This window comes from Flavobacterium frigidimaris, assembly GCF_002217275.1.
In the GTDB taxonomy this organism is placed as follows: Bacteria; Bacteroidota; Bacteroidia; order Flavobacteriales; family Flavobacteriaceae; genus Flavobacterium; species Flavobacterium aquidurense.
Genome location: NZ_MUGV01000039.1, coordinates 1 through 18,242, shown reverse-complemented (window position 1 = coordinate 18,242; position 18,242 = coordinate 1). Strand labels below are relative to the sequence as shown.

Annotated in this window: 16 protein-coding genes; 6 read left to right on the top strand and 10 right to left on the bottom strand. The window is 32.1% G+C overall.

Annotation, left to right across the window (positions count from 1 at the left end; translation table 11 throughout):
- Window positions 1-285 precede the first annotated feature (285 nt).
- Window positions 286-1,203, top strand: a complete 918-nt coding sequence (locus tag B0A65_RS19520; protein ID WP_074657203.1) for a LamG domain-containing protein — start codon at window positions 286-288, stop codon at window positions 1,201-1,203.
- A gap of 120 nt (window positions 1,204-1,323) precedes the next feature.
- Here the strand turns inward: B0A65_RS19520 and B0A65_RS19515 are convergent, their stop codons facing one another.
- Window positions 1,324-1,512, bottom strand: coding sequence for a hypothetical protein (locus B0A65_RS19515; protein ID WP_074657206.1), 189 nt, complete (start codon window positions 1,510-1,512; stop codon window positions 1,324-1,326).
- Window positions 1,513-1,964: 452 nt separating this feature from the next.
- Between B0A65_RS19515 and B0A65_RS19510 the strand changes: the two genes are divergently transcribed.
- Window positions 1,965-2,858: a LamG domain-containing protein gene (locus tag B0A65_RS19510; RefSeq protein ID WP_074657209.1), complete on the top strand. Its 894-nt coding sequence runs from the start codon at window positions 1,965-1,967 to the stop codon at window positions 2,856-2,858.
- 96 nt (window positions 2,859-2,954) lie between these two features.
- Here B0A65_RS19510 and B0A65_RS19505 read toward each other — a convergent pair whose 3' ends face one another.
- The 4 genes from B0A65_RS19505 to gcvT all read right to left on the bottom strand — a co-directional run bounded on the left by B0A65_RS19505 (window position 2,955) and on the right by gcvT (window position 7,970).
- Entirely contained in the window at window positions 2,955-3,467 is a 513-nt protein-coding gene (locus tag B0A65_RS19505; RefSeq protein ID WP_074657212.1) for a hypothetical protein, read from the bottom strand.
- Window positions 3,468-3,706: 239 nt separating this feature from the next.
- The gene (locus tag B0A65_RS19500) at window positions 3,707-4,420 is read right to left on the bottom strand and encodes a YebC/PmpR family DNA-binding transcriptional regulator (RefSeq protein ID WP_007811539.1); all 714 of its coding nucleotides are present in this window, start codon (window positions 4,418-4,420) and stop codon (window positions 3,707-3,709) included.
- Window positions 4,421-4,680: 260 nt separating this feature from the next.
- Entirely contained in the window at window positions 4,681-6,711 is a 2,031-nt protein-coding gene (locus B0A65_RS19495; protein ID WP_074657214.1) for a S41 family peptidase, read from the bottom strand.
- A gap of 176 nt (window positions 6,712-6,887) precedes the next feature.
- Complete coding sequence (gene gcvT, locus B0A65_RS19490) at window positions 6,888-7,970, bottom strand: glycine cleavage system aminomethyltransferase GcvT (RefSeq protein ID WP_074657218.1); 1,083 nt, start codon at window positions 7,968-7,970, stop codon at window positions 6,888-6,890.
- Between the two features lie 343 nt (window positions 7,971-8,313).
- Here gcvT and B0A65_RS19485 point away from each other — a divergent pair, with 343 nt between their 5' ends.
- The 3 genes from B0A65_RS19485 to B0A65_RS19475 all read left to right on the top strand — a co-directional run bounded on the left by B0A65_RS19485 (window position 8,314) and on the right by B0A65_RS19475 (window position 10,451).
- Window positions 8,314-9,162, top strand: coding sequence for an NAD(P)H-hydrate dehydratase (locus B0A65_RS19485; protein ID WP_074657221.1), 849 nt, complete (start codon window positions 8,314-8,316; stop codon window positions 9,160-9,162).
- Window positions 9,163-9,295: 133 nt separating this feature from the next.
- Complete coding sequence (locus B0A65_RS19480) at window positions 9,296-10,078, top strand: HipA family kinase (protein ID WP_074657225.1); 783 nt, start codon at window positions 9,296-9,298, stop codon at window positions 10,076-10,078.
- Entirely contained in the window at window positions 10,068-10,451 is a 384-nt protein-coding gene (locus B0A65_RS19475; RefSeq protein WP_074657229.1) for a DUF3037 domain-containing protein, read from the top strand. Before B0A65_RS19480 ends, B0A65_RS19475 begins: the two co-directional genes overlap by 11 nt.
- A 235-nt stretch (window positions 10,452-10,686) precedes the next feature.
- Here B0A65_RS19475 and B0A65_RS19470 read toward each other — a convergent pair whose 3' ends face one another.
- The 5 genes from B0A65_RS19470 to B0A65_RS19450 all read right to left on the bottom strand — a co-directional run bounded on the left by B0A65_RS19470 (window position 10,687) and on the right by B0A65_RS19450 (window position 16,305).
- A complete protein-coding gene (locus tag B0A65_RS19470) occupies window positions 10,687-11,235 on the bottom strand; it encodes a HutD family protein (RefSeq protein WP_074657232.1) in 549 nt (182 codons plus the stop codon).
- 265 nt (window positions 11,236-11,500) lie between these two features.
- The gene (locus tag B0A65_RS19465) at window positions 11,501-12,007 is read right to left on the bottom strand and encodes a GNAT family N-acetyltransferase (protein WP_074657234.1); all 507 of its coding nucleotides are present in this window, start codon (window positions 12,005-12,007) and stop codon (window positions 11,501-11,503) included.
- A 210-nt stretch (window positions 12,008-12,217) separates the two neighbouring features.
- On the bottom strand, window positions 12,218-12,805 hold the full coding sequence (locus B0A65_RS19460; protein WP_074657237.1) for a hypothetical protein: 588 nt from the start codon (window positions 12,803-12,805) through the stop codon (window positions 12,218-12,220).
- Between the two features lie 19 nt (window positions 12,806-12,824).
- Window positions 12,825-15,344, bottom strand: coding sequence for an FAD-binding oxidoreductase (locus tag B0A65_RS19455; RefSeq protein ID WP_083370365.1), 2,520 nt, complete (start codon window positions 15,342-15,344; stop codon window positions 12,825-12,827).
- 19 nt (window positions 15,345-15,363) lie between these two features.
- Complete coding sequence (locus tag B0A65_RS19450; RefSeq protein WP_074657240.1) at window positions 15,364-16,305, bottom strand: hypothetical protein; 942 nt, start codon at window positions 16,303-16,305, stop codon at window positions 15,364-15,366.
- 132 nt (window positions 16,306-16,437) lie between these two features.
- On the opposite strand from B0A65_RS19450, the gene B0A65_RS19445 reads away from it, so the two are divergent.
- A partial coding sequence (locus tag B0A65_RS19445; protein WP_207556465.1) for an HD domain-containing protein occupies window positions 16,438-18,242 on the top strand: 1,805 nt, incomplete at its 3' end.

Below are 18,242 nucleotides of genomic sequence, written 5' to 3'. Positions count from 1 at the left end.
TCCCAAATAAATAGGAATTGCTAATAATAGTTTTAATGATATTAAATATGTAAATACCGTATTTATACGTAAGAAATTTTTATTTTGATTGAATTAAATTTATAAATTTAATAATGTTACTGAAACTATAAATAAATACAATTGAACGTTTATAATTATCAATTTTGGTTATTTTAACGATTATTTAGGTTAGTTGTCGAAAAAATTTCTGACCAAATACATAATAATATAGATTAGCAGTGTTAAAATGACACAATGTTGTTTTATAACCCTAAATCTACTATTATGAAAAAATTACTACTTACTTTATTGTTTGTAAGTTTTTTGAATGCGAGTGCTCAGAATCCGATTCAGGAATTTACTTTTAATGGAACTTTAGTTAATACTAAAAATACAACCTCATTTATGGGAACAAATAATTTTGTTGCTGATAGAAATGGAGTTGAAAATGGAGCTCAAAGACTTGTTAATAAAGGTATGGAGGCTATTATCACTGATCTTCCTCAAGATAATAAAGCCAGAACAGTTACTATTTGGGTAAAACTGAATGATATTGCAAAGGCAAACTATATTTGGGGTTATGGAACCGCATATAATGCCCAATATTGTGGTTTGCTACAACAAGGCACAACCTCTTCTAATTCTGACTTAAGTATGGCTGGTTGGGGTGCTTCGAATGACGTTATTGTTTCTGCATCTTTAACGAAAAACATTTGGTACCAATATAGTATTACTTACGATGGAACAGTATCTAAAATATACCGTGATGGACAATTATTGAAATCTGTTAGTGGAATTAATCGTTCTACAAAAGGTAACATTTTTAGATTAGGAGAAATAAATACAACAATAGGTATAAATGCTGATATTGATGATTTAAAGATTTACAATGTTGCCATGACAGATGAGCAAATTATGTCAGATTATAATAACTCTAAACCGGTAATTGTAGTTTCAGAACCAGTTGTGGCTTCAAAAGCTGCAAAAACTGCAGGAAAAGGAAAAGTGGCTGCAAAAGCCACAGCACCGTCAAATACAATTATTGCGACCGGCGATTTAAATGGAAATACTAAAAATGTTGAGGTATACTCACAAGGGCAGAAAATAGTTGGCGATAATGCAATGAGTATTAATGATCTGCCGGAAGGAACTTATTTATTGAAAATAACAAATAAACCTTCAAATAAAATAACATCAAAATAGAAGTAAAAATTTGGTTTATAAAAATAGTTAGTTAGTTTTTTTGTGTTAGTAGGAATTAAATTTTTTGAATAGTGAAAAAAGCCTTTTAAATTTGGATTTTAAAAGGCTTTTTTGTTTTTATTAATGTTTTTTCTGTTGTCCTGGCGCATAAGCTTTGGCGCTTTTACTTCCCGACATCTTTTTTGCTTGTCCTGGAGGAATTTTTCCAGAAGAGGTATGAGTGTGGGTACTGCAGCTTATTACGCTAAGTGCTACAAATAAAATAACCATAATGATTACGGCAACTTTTGTGTATTTTGATGTTTTCATAAAATTAATTTTTTTTTGAGGTCGCACAAATATAATGGTTAATATGATTTTTCATAATCTCTAATCTTAGTTTAAAATCATTACAAACAAAGCTAAAATTGGAACACTTTAGTATTATTTGTTTGATGCATTTGAGGTGATAAATTAAAATATAAAAGAAAGCTGTTTTATAATGATAAATCCATTCGCGAAGTAAATTGATTTTTTGTAAATATGTTTTTACAAATGTGATTTGATAAAACCTTAAAATGTTAATATTTTCTAATTCAATAAGAATGCTGTATTTATGTCTGATAAATATTTGTAAAATTGAATTAAATTCATAGTTTTAACAAAATTTGCAAAAGTATAAGTAAACTTAATAAAGAGTTTTTATTTATCAATTTTGATTATTTTAAAGAGATTAAATACATAACAAAGAACGCTTTTTATATACCCCAAAATTCTATAATATGAAGAAACTATTACTCACTTTAATGTTTGTAAGCTTTTTTAATAGTAACGCCCAAAATCCGGTCCAGGAGTTTAATTTCAATGGAAATTTAAATAATAAAGATAATACCATTTCGCTTTTAGGATCACCTAATTTTGTAAATGACAGAGCGGGAATTGCTAAAGCAGCTCAGCGACTTACTAATAAAGTTTTACAAGGTGTAGTAGGAGATCTTCCGCAAGATAACAAACCAAGATCAATTTCTGTCTGGGTAAAATTTAATACTATTACTGCAGTTAATTATATTTTTGGTTACGGTACAACAGTCAATTCGCAGTATTTTGGTTTGTTACAGCAAGCTATAGCAGCAGGTACTTCAGACTTAAGTTTGGTTGGATGGGGAGATACAAATAATATTGTAGTTTCAATTCCTCTTCAGAAAGAGGTTTGGTACCAATATAGTGTTACTTATGACGGTACCAATTCTAAAATATACCGTAATGGCGAATTGTTAAAATCAGTAGAAGGGATAACACGTTTAACAAAAGGTTATATTCTTAGATTGGGACAATTAAACGCTGCAGTTGGCATCAATGCAGATATTGATGATCTAAAGATATATAATGTTGCTATGACAGATGAGCAGGTTATGGAATCTTATAATAGTTCAAAGCCAGCTATAACTGAAGCTATTTCAGTTTCAAATACAGTGAAAAAAGTTTCTACTGTATCTTCTAAGGCGATTGCAGCAAAAACAACAACTGGAGCAACTTCTGAGGTAAATACTGTTACTAAAACTGTTGAGGTTTTCTCGCAAGGAAGAAAAATAACAGGAACTAATGCTTCAAATATTGGTGATTTACCAGAAGGAACTTATTTGATTAAGGTGACAAATAATGCTGCAAAAAAGTAATTTGCAATTAAAAAGTTAAAGGTAAAAGTAGGTATTGTTTACTTACAATAAATTAATGTTTTTACCGGATAATGTTCTGTTTTTGAGTGATTTATTTTAAGTCTTGTTTCTGTAGATACAATATATTTTATAAAGAAGATAACCTGTAATGCTGAACAATAGGATAATGGTAAGCCACATTCCTAAAATATCTGTAAATTTATTTTTTGGATTTATTTTGATTTTTTTCCACTCTACTATTTTTGCAGTTTTGTTACTTAATAATTTTACTTTAACCTGATCTCCGTTTTTTACTTCCTTAATTAGATTTTGTTCTTCATGAGATAACATGAAATCTTGTTCGGCATTTTGAATCTCAAAAGTATAATTTTTTGTTCCAACGCTTATTATGCAATAAAAGAGAGAAGTAGGCGGACTATCACCTGAACTTACCCAATATGTATCTACTACTTTTCCTGTCATAATTTGTCCATAACGTACGTGTTCATCATATTCTAATTTGATAAAATATGATGCTATAAAAAATAAAATTAGTGCGATAACCAGTAAAAATGGACCAAAAAATATTTTTTTTATTTGGTTAAGTTGCGCTTCATGGTTTGAATCCATAATTAATTTAATTTTTTTTATAATTGTGCTTTATAAGATTTTTATTGAAGGGAATATTTCTTAAATAATGAATAGAAGATTGAAAAATAGTATTCAATAGATAGGATCACTCGTTTATCAAGGAATTGTCTACTTTCAAACATAAAAATTCTAATATTTTAATCCTTACGGTTTTCCTCATTGGGTAAAAAAAAAACTCCAGATTGCTCTGGAGTTTAGTTTAAGTAAAAAAGAAAATATTATTCTTCTTTCATCGTATGATAAACGTTCATTACGTCATCATCTTCTTCAATTTTTTCGATTAATTTCTCAACATCAGCTATTTGTGCTTCTGTTAATTCTTTAGTGATTTGAGGAATACGCTCAAAACCAGAAGATAAAATTTCAAGTCCTCTGTTTTCTAATTCTTTTTGCAAAGCTCCAAAGCTTCCAAAAGGAGCGTAGATTAAGATTCCGTCTTCGTCTTCAAAAACTTCTTCCGCACCAAAATCAATAAGTTCTAATTCTAATTCTTCAGGATCAAGATTTCCTTTTGCAATTCGGAAATTACAAGTATGGTCGAACATAAACTCTACTGAACCCTGAGTTCCCATAGTTCCGTTGCATTTGTTGAAATAACTACGAATGTTTGCTACTGTTCTGTTATTATTATCAGATGCTGTTTCAATCAAAATAGCAATTCCATGAGGAGCATATCCTTCAAACAAAATTTCTTTATAGTTGGCAGTATCTTTATTACTTGCATTTTTTATCGCGCGCTCCACATTGTCCTTAGGCATGTTGGCTGCTTTCGCATTTTGTATAACAGCTCTTAATCTAGAATTGGCATCTGGGTTAGGTCCGCCTTCTTTAACAGCCATAACGATATCTTTACCAATTCTGGTAAATGTTTTGGCCATCGCTGACCAACGTTTCATTTTTCTTCCTTTTCTAAATTCGAACGCTCTTCCCATTTCTAATTTTTAGTTTTGTGATGCAAAAATACGGTTATTCCTTATTTTTCCAAAATCAATTGTATTCTTTTTTAAATTATGTTCTTATGAAATTTTAACTTTGATTTTAAAGACATTCATGCCGAATTTAACCGCAAGGTTCGCAAGGTTTTTACGCAAAAGCTTTACGAACTTAATAAACATATGCTGCAAACGTAAAGAAAAAAGACTTTGCGAACTTTACGGTTAAAATGTATGTTCAAAGTGAGACAACCTGAAACCTATTTTGAAGCATTAAATTCCGTAATAATATTTACAGCCTCATTCAGGTAAGGATTTTTTTTCAGACTATCAATCTGATATTGGTTTATTGTTTTTTCGGTTGGATAAACGCCCAGTAAAAATTGATTTACAGTTGAATTATAAACGTCTAATGGATTGTTTTCGTCATTAAAGGTGTTGATCTCTTTCCAAAGTGAATTCACTAATTTTTTCTGATTAAAAACAGCATCAATTGTCATGGGAATTTCGGATTTTGGAGTGTTAACCAATTGGTCTATTTTTAAATTTATCTTTTTTACATCGTTAAAATAATAATTGTCAGCCAGTCGTGCTCTGCTACTTTGTGCAAGTTTATCAATTAAAGGTCGCTTTACAAATGGTTTGTATTTTAAAAAGGGTTGTATACTGTCGTTTTTAATGGCAGTCGGAAAATCGCTTTCTTTTTGATAAACACCTTCATAAAATTCAGGTACTACAACATCTGGTTTAACTCCTATATATTGGTGGCTTTTTCCTGTTACTCTGTAAAATTTATTAATAGTGATTTTTAAATAATCGGTATTTTTTTCCTCGTCAAGCGAAAGAATGGTTTGCATGGTTGCTTTTCCAAGTGTAGTACTACCAAGAATTAAAGCGCGATTGTAATCTTGCAATATTGAAGAAAAAAACTCACTGGCTGAAGCCGTATTACTATTCACCAACACGACGATCGGACCTTTATAAATCATTCCTCTGTAAGGATCATTAATGACTGATGTACCTTGTTTGTTATCTATTACAATTGAAAGCGGACCATAATCTACAAACATTCCGGCCAGTTTGATGGCTTCTTCCATAGATCCGCCGCCGTTGTCAATTAAATCTATTACAAGGCCTTTTATATTATCACGGTCTAATTTTATTACTTCCCTGGCCACATCATCAGCACAACCTTTTCGGCTGTTCCCATCTAAATCGGCATAAAAACTCGGAATCTTGATGTAGCCAATTTTACTCTCTTTACCCACAATAAAACTGAAAACCGAATTTTCTTCATCTTTCATGACTTGTTTTTCGATATAAACGTCGAAACTTTTACCTGAATTCCTTTTTAGAGTTAATGTAATACTTTTATTAGATTCTGATAAAATCATGGTAGAAATGGATTCTAATGATGCACAAGAAACCTTTAATGTATCTTTATGGTTGGATATCGAAACAATCTGATCGCCTTTTTTTATTTGTCCTGTCTTAAAAGCCGGACCATTGGGATCTATTTCATCAATAATAATTTCGTTTTTCTCGTTCAAATTAACAGTCATTCCAAGCGATAAATGTTCTTTTGACAGAGAAGCTACAAAACTCGATTTTGAATCATCACTAAAATAAGCTGTATGCGGATCAAAGTACGTACAAAAGAAGTTGTATATCTTCTCTTCCAGTTTTGTATTCGTTTCTAAAAGGGTATTGAAACGACAAATTTCATTAGTTAAAATAGTAGTTCTGGAAGCCAGTTCAATCGATTTGAAGTTGGTTTTAATAGAATCTAAATTATCACTGGTTTCAGCTATATCATCTAAAATCTGATAACGTAATTTTTTAAGCCAGACTTTCTCTACATCTTCTTTTTTTAAATAAAACGGAAAAGATTTTTTATAAAACCGAATCGTATCTTTCTTAGTATAATCAATAGTTCCACTTTGAATCTTTTCTAAAACGGCTTTTGTTCTGATTAGTCCGTCTTTATATTTATTTGAAATATCATCCACAAAATTACAATCACCTTCCATGATCATATCATCCAGGCTAACACGATATTTTTTTGATAATTCATCGTATTCTGACTTAAAAAAGATGTTTCTGGAAGGATCTAATTCGTTAATTAGATTATCAAATACAAAAATGGACAAACTGTCATCAACTGGTTTTGGCCTGATATGTTCGCTTTGAATAAGTCTGTTTATCTTACTTAAGATTTCGCAAGTGTTTGCGCTATTTTGACTAAATAGAACGCTGGTAGTCATCAAAAAAAATAATAGTATTTTTTTCATAAATCGAAGATCTTCGTTTACCCTAAAATTACACTTATTTTTTTGATTAAAAGTTATATTTTTTCTAAAATATCTTACATTTAAACGATTTGTTTTCGATGAAATACATAATCGATTAAAAAAAATGCATCACTTTCACAAGCAATGCATTTTTCAATTTATATAAGTTTTAAAAATTATTTCTTGTAAAAAGGTAATTTTACCACTTTAGCCAGAACGTCATTTTTTCTGATTCTGATAAAAATATCGTTATCAACAGCACTATTACTGACTGTAACATATCCTAAACCAATTCCCTTATTCATAGAAGGCGACATTGTCCCAGAAGTTACAACACCAATTACAGCACCAGAAGCATCAACAATTTCGTAGTCATGTCTTGGTACAGCGCGCTCCTGCATTTCAAAAGCAACTAGTTTTTTAGAAACACCTTCTTCCTTTTGTTTTTTCAAACTTTCAGAATTAGTAAAATCTTTGTTGAATTTCGTAATCCATCCTAAACCGGCTTCAAGCGGAGAAGTAGTATCATTAATATCATTTCCGTACAAACAGAATCCCATTTCTAAACGTAAAGTATCACGGGCTGCCAATCCAATTGGTTTTATTCCGTACGCTGCACCAGCTTCAAAAACCTTATTCCAGATTGCTTCAGCATCAGCATTTTTGCAGTAAATTTCAAATCCACCTGAACCTGTATAACCGGTTGCAGAAATAATTACATTATTAAAACCAGCAAAATCAGCTACTTCAAAATGATAATAAGCAATTTCAGCTAAATCTATAGAAGACAAAGGCTGCATAGCCTCAACCGCTTTTGGTCCCTGAATGGCTAATAAAGAATAGTCATCAGAAAGGTTTTTCATCTCAACACCCAAATCATTGTGCGAAGAAATCCAGTTCCAGTCTTTTTCAATATTCGAAGCATTTACAACAAGCAAATACTCTTCCTCTTTCATTTTATAAACAATCAAATCATCAACGATTCCGCCGTCATTGTTTGGCAAACAAGAATATTGTGCTCTTCCAATTGTCAAAGTCGAAGCATCATTCGAAGTCACTTTCTGAATCAAAGCCAAAGCATTTGGTCCGGTAAGTAAAAATTCTCCCATATGCGAAACGTCAAAAACGCCCACACTGTTACGAACTGTTTCGTGTTCAGCATTTATACCTTCATAAGTAATAGGCATGTTATAACCGGCAAAAGGCAGCATTTTCGCTCCCAAACTTTCATGTATGTGCGTAAGCGCAGTATTTTTCATTGTGTGTTGTTTATAAAAGTGAGTCGCAAATTTATTCAAAAAATATCGGAAATTAATAGTCTAAATTATAAATTTCGCAATATTTAGTAGCTATTTCCTGCTATCCGCTATATCTTTTTGTTTTTAAAGAAAAAACAAAAAGGATACCGCTTCTATCAGGGCTAGGGAACTCAGTTATCGAGAAGAATTTTTCTTCAAATTTTATGTAACTTTAGATAACAATTTTGATTTATTTAGTTTCCCAGCCAGCTAATGTGTTTTTCAGAAAAAGTGAAATGCCTTTTTGCGTAAAGAAAAACTATGTTTCTATGTGTTTAAATAATCAGTCCAACAAAATTATCAAATGAAAACTCCATTTTTAATCACAAAAGAAGAAATTCTAAAGTTTTATAAACCTGTAAATCCTCATACACATAAAGGACTTCAAGGCCATGCCGTAATAATTGCAGGAAGTTACGGCAAAATAGGAGCAGCCGTTTTAGCATCAAAAGCCTGTCTAAAATCAGGTTGCGGACTTGTAACGACGTTTACACCAAAATGCGGTTACCAAATCCTGCAAATCTCCATTCCGGAAGTTATGGTGGTCACCGATGAAAATTCGAATTTCATAACCAATATCCATCTTCCATTAATTCCACAAGCGATCGGAATTGGCCCGGGAATCGGGCAGGAGCTGGCGACCCAAAAAGCTTTATTTGAGTTTTTAAGAAGCAACAAAACACCTTTAGCTCTCGATGCTGATGCACTTAATATTTTGGCAGAAAATCAATCCTGGTTAGAACTAGTTCCGGAAAATACCATCCTGACGCCACATCCAAAAGAGTTGGAACGCTTAATTGGAAAATGGAATTCGGAATCTGAGAAGTTTCAAAAAACACTTGCTTTTTCGGAGAAATACAAAGTGATTATTGTAATGAAAGGAGCCCCAACCTACATCATCAACAAACAAGAAATCTACGAAAACACAACCGGAAACGCCGCACTCGCAACCGCCGGAAGCGGCGACACCCTAACCGGAATCATAACAAGTTTTCTGGCACAAGGCTACGAACCCAAACATGCCGCAAAACTAGGTGTGTTTATTCACGGCTTAACAGCAGATATTGCTTTGCCACAAGCGGGTTATCAGTCTTTTATAGCTTCTGATATTATAGAGAATTTGGGAAAAGCTTTTTTGGAATTAGAAAATTAGGAAATTAGATAATGTGTCAATTTGATAATTAGATAATTTTCATTACCATGAGAAGTCTTTTTTCTATGTTCTATACTCTTTTTTCTAAATCTAAATTCTACAATCAGAAATCTAAATTCGTAAGTTTGTATCTATGAAAAACAATTTCGATCTCAGAACGGTAAATGTTACCCGTTACATCACGCCTTTGCGCGAAGGCGGTTCTTTACCCGCTTTGGCTGAAGCCGATGACGATTTTAAATATGTCTTAAAATTCAAAGGAGCCGGTCACGGCATAAAAGCTTTGATAGCCGAATTAATTGGCGGACAAATTGCAAAAGCCTTAAAATTACAGCTTCCCGAATTGGTTTTCGCCAATCTTGATGAAGCTTTTGGAAGATCTGAGGGCGATGAAGAAATTCAGGATTTATTACAGGGAAGTCAGGGATTAAACCTGGCTCTTCATTTTTTATCAGGCGCTATTACTTTTGATCCGGTTGTAACGACTGTTGATGCAAAATTAGCGTCGCAAATTGTTTGGTTGGATGCTTATATCACTAATGTAGACCGAACTTTCAGAAATACTAATATGTTGATTTGGCATAAAGAATTATGGCTGATTGATCACGGTGCCTGTTTGTATTTTCATCATTCCTGGAACAATTGGGAACAACATGCCAAAAGTCCGTTTGCACTGATAAAAGATCACGTTTTACTTCCGCAGGCTTCACTTTTACAAGAAGTTGATGCTGAATTCAAAGCACTTTTAACAAACGAAATATTAGAAGAAGTTGTTAATACAATTCCTGAAGAATGGCTAGTTTGGGAAGATACCGATGAAACACCGGAAGCTTTGCGAAATGTATACTTACAATTTTTGCAGACAAGATTAAATAATTCCGAAATCTTTGTAAATCAGGCTCAAAATGCAAGATAGTCACTTATATGAGTATGCCGTAATTCGTGTGGTACCCAGAGTAGAACGCGAAGAATTCCTGAATATCGGAATCATTTTGTTTTGCAAAAAAGCCAAATTTATAAAAGTACTGTCTCACATCGATGATGCTAAAGTTGAAACTCTTTCCAACGATTTTGATATCGAGCAATTGCATTGCAACATAACGGCCCTTAAAAAAATTGCCGCCGGAGAAAAAGACGGTGGACCAATTGGACAAATGGAAATTCCGGAGCGTTTTCGATGGTTAACAGCAATAAGAAGTTCAGCGATTCAAACTTCAAGACCACATACGGGTTTGTGTGAGGATTTAGAAAAAACAATTCAGCGTTTGTTTGAAGAACTTGTTTTGTAACTGTTTTTAAACCATATAAGTTATATAAGGAATTTAAGTTTGAACTTAAAATATTCACACAGTCACAAGGACATATAAGAAAAGAAACTTTGTGACTTCGCTCCCGATAACTAACGGGATTGCGAGATTAAAAAAAATTTGTGCCTTAGTGCCTTCGTGGCAAAAAAAACTCTGCGAATCTCTGTGCATCCCGATAGCTATCGGGATTGTGTATCTCTGTGGTATAACCTTTTTATTAAAAATCCAGTATTCCAAACAGGCATTCATTAGAAAAATCAAGTATTATATTTTCCTTTTTATGATTTTCGATAATTAACAGATCATAAGGTTTTAGATCAAATGATTTCTCATCAATTTTAATAACTGTTGTATCTAAAGAAAACAAAATGATTATTTGAGCATTACAATTCTGACTATTAGTCGTTATTTTTAGTTTGTGATGGGGTATTTTTTCAGAAACCATCCAATTAAAATCAATGCCTTTTGTATAAGAAGTCACTTCATCATCCGAATTAAATTCCATGATTTCATATTTTTTATATACTTTTTTTTCTTTGTTTACCTCAATATCTAAGCTGTTATCAAGCATAACCAAATAGCGGTAATAGCCTTTAAATTTGGTAAACTCTGAAGGCTCTTGCGCTATTGTAGCACTGCTTATTCTGAAGACAAAATCTCTATCGGCGTAGTTTGCTGTTTCCGGATATATGATATATTGATATGTCAATCCACCACTCCAGATAGAGGCTTTAGAATCTTTTTTGGACAAAAGGCGTATGTTCATTTTTTATTTTTTACAAAAGGTTCAAAGTTGCAAAGTTACAAAGAGGCAAAGGTTTTTTTGTAGAGGTGTATAGCAGCGTGTTACTTAAAAAGGTTCAAAGGGACAAAGCAACAAAGATGCAGAGGTTTAAAAAAAGAATCACAAAGTCGCAAAGAAAATATAAAAAAGAAACTTCGCGACTCTGCGACTTTATTTCACTCCAACAATAAAAAAGCTTAGCGAATCTCCGTGCAAAATCTCTGTGAATCTCTGTGAAATAGCAATCTCAAAGAAGCTTCTCCAAATAAATAAACTCCAAAGGCGCATCAGAAATCGTAATATGAATTTCGCTTTCAGGAAAAGCTTCTCTTTCGCCTGTATCAACATAACCATGACGTTTGTACCACGCGATAAGCTCTTCACGAACTGAAATAACCGTCATAATTATACTTGACAATCCCAAAGCTTTAGCATGATTTTCGGCTTCGGCCAACATTTTTTTTCCGATTCCGCTATTTTGCAATTCAGGAGAAACGGTTAACATTCCCAAATACAATTGGTTTTCTTTTTCGACCAATAAAACTGAACCAATAATTTTATCGTTCTCTGTATATTTCAAAATGGTATTCTTCGGATTCAGAATTGTTTCTGTCAATTCATCTTCGTTGGTTCTTTTTCCTTCTAAAATAGTAGCTTCCGTTGTCCAGCCTTTTTTAGAAGTTTCGCCTCTGTAAGCTGAATTAATTAAAATGTTTAAAGCCGGGATATCTTGTAATGTTGCTTTTGTAATCATGATACTATTTATGCTGTAATTTATTTTTTATTATGAATAGCCTCCTGCTTTAGCTGGAGGAACGAAATTACAATATGAAACTGGCTTTAGCCGAAATTATTGTATTTTTTGGCTAAAGCCAGTTTGAGATTCATTGAATTACCTCCATCTAAAGCAGTAGATAATTCAATATTTTTATTGTGCCTAAGGTAAAATTACATTTCTATCCAATTAATATTTTGGCGTAATGTTTTTTGTCTTTTCAAGCAATTGATTTTCTTTCTCAATTACTTTCTCAAAAGGAGATTTGTTTGGCAAATGTTGCTTTTGATATTGCTCAATAAGCGGAATCGTTAAAATAATCTTTAAAGCAGTATGATAATTAGTGATCTCACTTCGTTTTTTATTGATAGTATTTACTAAATTTTCAATATCAGCTTTTTGTGTGACATATTTATCTTGACTTTTCTTAATTAAATTTATCATTTTTTGTTTCATTACGCTATCCCTTATACCACTAATATGACTTTCGACAGAATTGTAATAATCATCAGATTTTTGATCATAAGTATAAAAAAGATTTGTTGTATCCCTTGGATTAATTTCACTTAGCTCGTTTTCCAAAGCTTTTAATTCAGGAGATTTATCTACAAGTTCCTGATACAAGTCATCGACTAAATCGCCTCCTTTTCTAAATCTCCCTATCTCAATACTTGTTTCTTCAAAAGCTTTTGGTTCCTCATTACTTCTGCGAGAGGTTTCATTTTCTCGACAAGATATCAGGAGAATTAATGAAAGGATAGCGATTTTTTTTAGCATAGTTTTATTTTTAAATTATTTAATAATCATAAACATGTTCAACAATAACATTTTCACTCTCAGCCTTCTTAATAAATGGTAATAATTTCTCAACCGGCATAAAGTAAACATTCCTTTTTAAACCATCATCCGTAACAATACTGGATTGATACAATAACTTTATACCATCCAAATTTACATCTTGTGATTTACTCATAATGGTCGAAACCGCAATTTCATCATTTCCTGAAATTTCATAAATTTTCACATCCTGATTGGCCAATTTTTTCATTTCAGTTGTAAAAATTGCCCATCTTGTAACGGCAATAATCATTTTGTCGCCATTGCCTTTTTTAATGATTTTTAAGTCTTTACTTTCTTTAATAGCATCCGTATTAGAAACGACTAAATAAATAAGATTAGACGGCGTTTCGTAACTTGATTTCGCGCCCCATTCAATAAGTTTGGAATAAAAAGCTTTAAAAGAAAATTCAGCCGTAAACAACATCGTTCTTTCCCATTTTCGTAAAGTACTGCAATCCGAATTATCAGAAGCGGACCAAACTTTTTTAACCCAAGGCAGAAATTCAAATTCATACCAGGCCGTTTGATAAACAAAGTCGCTGTAAGCTTTTTGAGCATCAATTATGATTTCTTCTTGTTTGGATATTTTGTCTTCTGCAAACAAAGAAAAGAATCGTCCTGTAGTATTTTCATAAATAATTTTCAAACCATATTCCATCGTCATACTTACGCCAATGACTTGTAACATCGTTTTGTATTCGCCGTTTTCAGGATAAGCTTTTGATGTCAGTTTTATAGAACGTTCATATAATTTCCAATATTCATCAATGGATTTGTAAAAAGGAAAATCAGACGGATTTTTGCCACTTTTCAAGTAATCAGCATACTCTTTCGGATTGTAAACCAAATACCATTCTGGAACCGTCAGAACCGTTTGTTCTTCGGCTCTGAAGTATTCTTTTATTTTCTTTTTTTGATGCGCTAAATTGTTCTCAGTATACGGATTATACTTGTCCAGTAACTTGTTTGTAAAGCGCTGGTCCGGATCTAATTTATTTTTTAAGGCGAAATATTTAGCACTGTTTGGATATCCTTTTTGAAACTGTTCAATAGTCGCGTGAGGCTGATAGGGAAGGTACCAGGTTCCGTTTTCGCTTAAAATAGCGTCCGTCATTTCAAGTGTCCATTTTTTCACATGGTCTTTTGCTTCGGGATTGGTTCCTTGTTTGTAATAAATTACAAAAGCAAAAACCTCTCTGTTGGCCCACGAAAGATAACTTTCATGATCCGGCAAAGCATGTCTCAGCGAAACATTGATGACATTCACTTTATTATTCTGAAAAATGGCACTCATTTTCGGAATAAATGATTTTATATGCTCCACCGGAATAAAGTATTCCTGCAATACATACGTTGACTTTTCGCGGGAAGAAGGTTCTAATTCCTTCACATCATAACTCGCTTCTTTATTGCGCCATCGAACCGTTTTCGGAATAAAATACAAAGGGTCAATCGTGTATTCGCGAATCCATTTTCCTGAATTTCCCCAGGAAACCACTCCGGATAAATTCGATTCCAGCCAATAATTTTCATTTTCATCAATTAAGCGATCAGTATCGGTTAAGGGCTTTGTGGTTTTCTCCCATGAAATACTCATTATTTTGTCGTATTTCGGAGGATACAAATTCCCATTCTGAAAAACGACTTTGTCATTATTTCGAATATTTTTATCAAAATAAGCTTTATACTCTTCAATTGGCATGACTTGGTGGAACCGTTCTACTTTTTCGTTATCAACCAATTGCAAAGTAGCTTCGGCGATAACGCCAATTCCGCCATAACCCCCAATTGTGGCATAAAAAACATCCTGATTTACTTTTCGGTTTGCAATGATAATAGCGCCATTTGACGTAATAATTTTCAATTCTAAAACAGATGAAATAATTGGACCATAACCCACATATCTTCCGTGGCAATTTACCGAAATCGCACCGCCAACCGTAAAATTAGAATACGTCTGCATGATTTTGATCGACAAATTCAAAGGATCAATTACCTTCTGAATATCTCTCCATCGAATTCCGGCTTGTACCGTAATCTGCTTTTTAGTGGTATCAATACGGACGATTTTATTGAAAGACCGCATATCAATATGCAAACTGTTTTCGAAGGCAGTTTGTCCGCCCATACTGTATTTTCCTCCTCCAATCGAAATGGGTTCGGTAGTATTTTTTATGGCGTAAACAATTTCGTTTACCGTTTTGGGTTTGATTATTTGATTGACCTGGATCGGGTTGATTTGCGTAATATCATTCAGGGTTTTATTATCAATTGTCGTATCGAATTTTGAATCTCCAGAGAATTGTATTAATAAGAAAATGTATAAAACAAATAAAAGGAAACCGTAAAACGGAATTGCCCTGCGCTTTTTTCTATTGATAAACCGAATCGCTTTTTTGATTCCGGCGTAAATCAATTGTATAATTTTGAGTAACCAGGCGAATAGCAATAGAATAAAACGGTAGATTTTCTTCATAAAGGCGTATAGAAAGTGATTATATTTTGGTAAAAACCATTAATGCATTTTTAGTAGGATCGCCTTTTTGATACAATGTTTTTTTGTTGAATTTAAATCCGATGTTTTCAACAAAAGCACAAATAAAGTCTAAAGAATAAAAGTTTCGAACCTCTTTGGCATTGTATTCCCAGGTTTCGTTTACGCCCAAATTAAAGACATCGTGCGCCAATGCCACTAATACTTTTTGATCTTCGGTATCGCAATTATGATCTCTCAAAATCAATTTTCCGCCCACACGCATTGTATCTCTAATGGAAGAAATGTATTGCGTTCGCAATTCTAAGGGACAATGATGAAAACCGATATAAACAGTAACCAAATCAACACTATTGTGCGGAACATGATTCCCAAATTTGGTTTCGTAATTGGTAAAGGGAATGTATGCTGCGCCAACGGCAATTTGCCCGCGCTCGACCATTTCGGTAAAAGAATATTTTGGTTTTCGGCCATCAGCATAATATCTTTTTCCTTTGATAGAAATACTTTCTTCCAGATAATCCAGATAACGGCCCGAAGAACCAATTTCTAAATATCCATTATAAGAAGTGCCTTCTCCCAATAACGCAACCGTTTCTACCGACATCTCATTTTTTTGATGCATCAAAGCAGGAAGCTGATAACGAACGCTTGATAACATTGGCGTAATGTCGTCTAACTGCGATTGTGTTGTGGTATAAATCTCTTTATCAGTACTTTTTGAAATCGTGTTGTCATAAATTAATTTATGGAATTCGGCCTCCGGATATAAATTAAACACGTTTTTCAAAAACAAAAAGAACTGGTTTTTAAGTTTAGAATTCGTATAAATGTATTTAAAATTACTTCTAAGAATTGAAGTGGATTCAAGCAATTTGTTAGGAAACAATTGTACCGATGTTACAAAAAGTAATGTTGTTTTAACGAAGTCCCTTCTTTTCATAGTTGGTTTTTGGTGAAGTAATTTGGTTTTTGGTTTGCGTAAATATATAATTTAATTCATATTGTAAATTACTTTTTATGAATAAAAAACAATAAAATACCTACATTAGCGAAGTATATAAAACCATAATTCATGAATAGTTTAGAAGTAAAGTTAAAAGAATTAAACCCAAATTTATTTGGAAAATTAAATGATACTAAAGACGAAGTAAAATTACTATTGACACAATACATAAAAAACTTTCCAGATTATACTGATCATTCTATTAATCACACTGAAGAAGTGTTTAAAATAGTCAGTATGGTTTTAACTGACGAAGAGATTCAAAATCTAAATGATGATGAAATCTATATTTTATCAATGGCCAGCTATTTACATGATATTGGAATGTGCATACCTGAAGATAAGATAAAAAAAATTGCAGATACAGAAGAACTAGTTAAAGAACGAGAGTTGCATCCCGAAATTAGTAGAGAAAAATATTTGCGAGATAATCATCACACATTAAGTAAAAAATTCATTTTAGAAGAATGGGAGAATTTAAAAATTCCAAATGAAAAATATGCTGAAGCAATTGCTCTTGTCTCAGAAGGTCATAGAGTTGTTGATATTGGAAATCCAGAGATATATCAACCAAAATATACTGTTAAAACGGGAAGAAGTTTCGTTTGTTTACCATATTTAGCAGCAGTTTTAAGAATTGCTGACGAACTCGATATAACAAATATTAGGACTCCAGGTTTGCTTACGAAATATTATATGCCGGATAATGATAAAAGTGTATTAGAATGGAATAAACATATCGCAAATACTTTAATGTTTATAACGGAAAATTATGTTGAATTTGAAATAAAATGCTCAAATCATAGCATGTTAGCTGCACTTGAAGATCAATTTAATAAAATTGCAGATGTAATAAATTACTGCCAAAAGGTTATTAGGAATATTAGTAACACTGAAAATCGTTTTTTTTCATTAAGATTAGATCAGATAAAAAATAAAATAAAATATGAGAATTTTGATCCAAAAGGTATAAAATATTCATTTGATGTTGACAATGTTATTAATGCTTTTGTTGGGGAAAATCTATACAACGATAAATTGACATCATTACGAGAGTTAATTCAAAACTCAATAGATACATGTAGATATAAAAAAATTTTAAATCCCAATTATATTCCTGAAATAAAGCTTTTTATTGGAAAAGATAAAATAAAGATAGAAGATAATGGTTTAGGGATGGACGAGTTTATCATTAAAAATTATTTTGGGAAGTTATGTAGTAGTTTCTATCAACAAGAAAGTGTAAAAAAAGATTATGACTCCATTGGTCAATTTGGAGTAGGAGTTTTTTCTTATTTTTTGATGGCAGATTATATTGATATTGAAACAAAAACTCAAAAATCAGAAACTCTGCATTTTAGATTAGATAAAGATCCAAAGAATTATTTCCATTTCTTTAAAAAATCTGAAAGAATATATCCAGGAACTTCTATAACATTAAATTTAAAAAATGATTATGACATATTCACGTCAAGTGATTATGTAACTTATATTAAAGATAAATTTAGGTATATTGAATTTCCCATAATTGTTGATTGCGATCAAGAAATTATAGAAATTTTTGCCCAAGATTATGAAGAGAAAAAATTAAAAGAAAAAATTAATAACTCATTAAAACATCAATACAAATCCTCTTCAGATAAAATTGATGTTTTTACACATAATTTTGAAAATCAAAGATATGAGGGATCAATTTCATTATTTTATTTTAAGAACTTTTCCTTTGATAGAGCTTCCTATTGGTTAAATGATGACTTTTTTAAAAAAGGTTCTCGAAGAAAGGCAAATATGATAAATGTAAGTCAAAAAGGTGTTTTAATTAGTAATGAAGAAAGTATAGATTATACAGATGTTTATTGTAATCTTAATTTAAA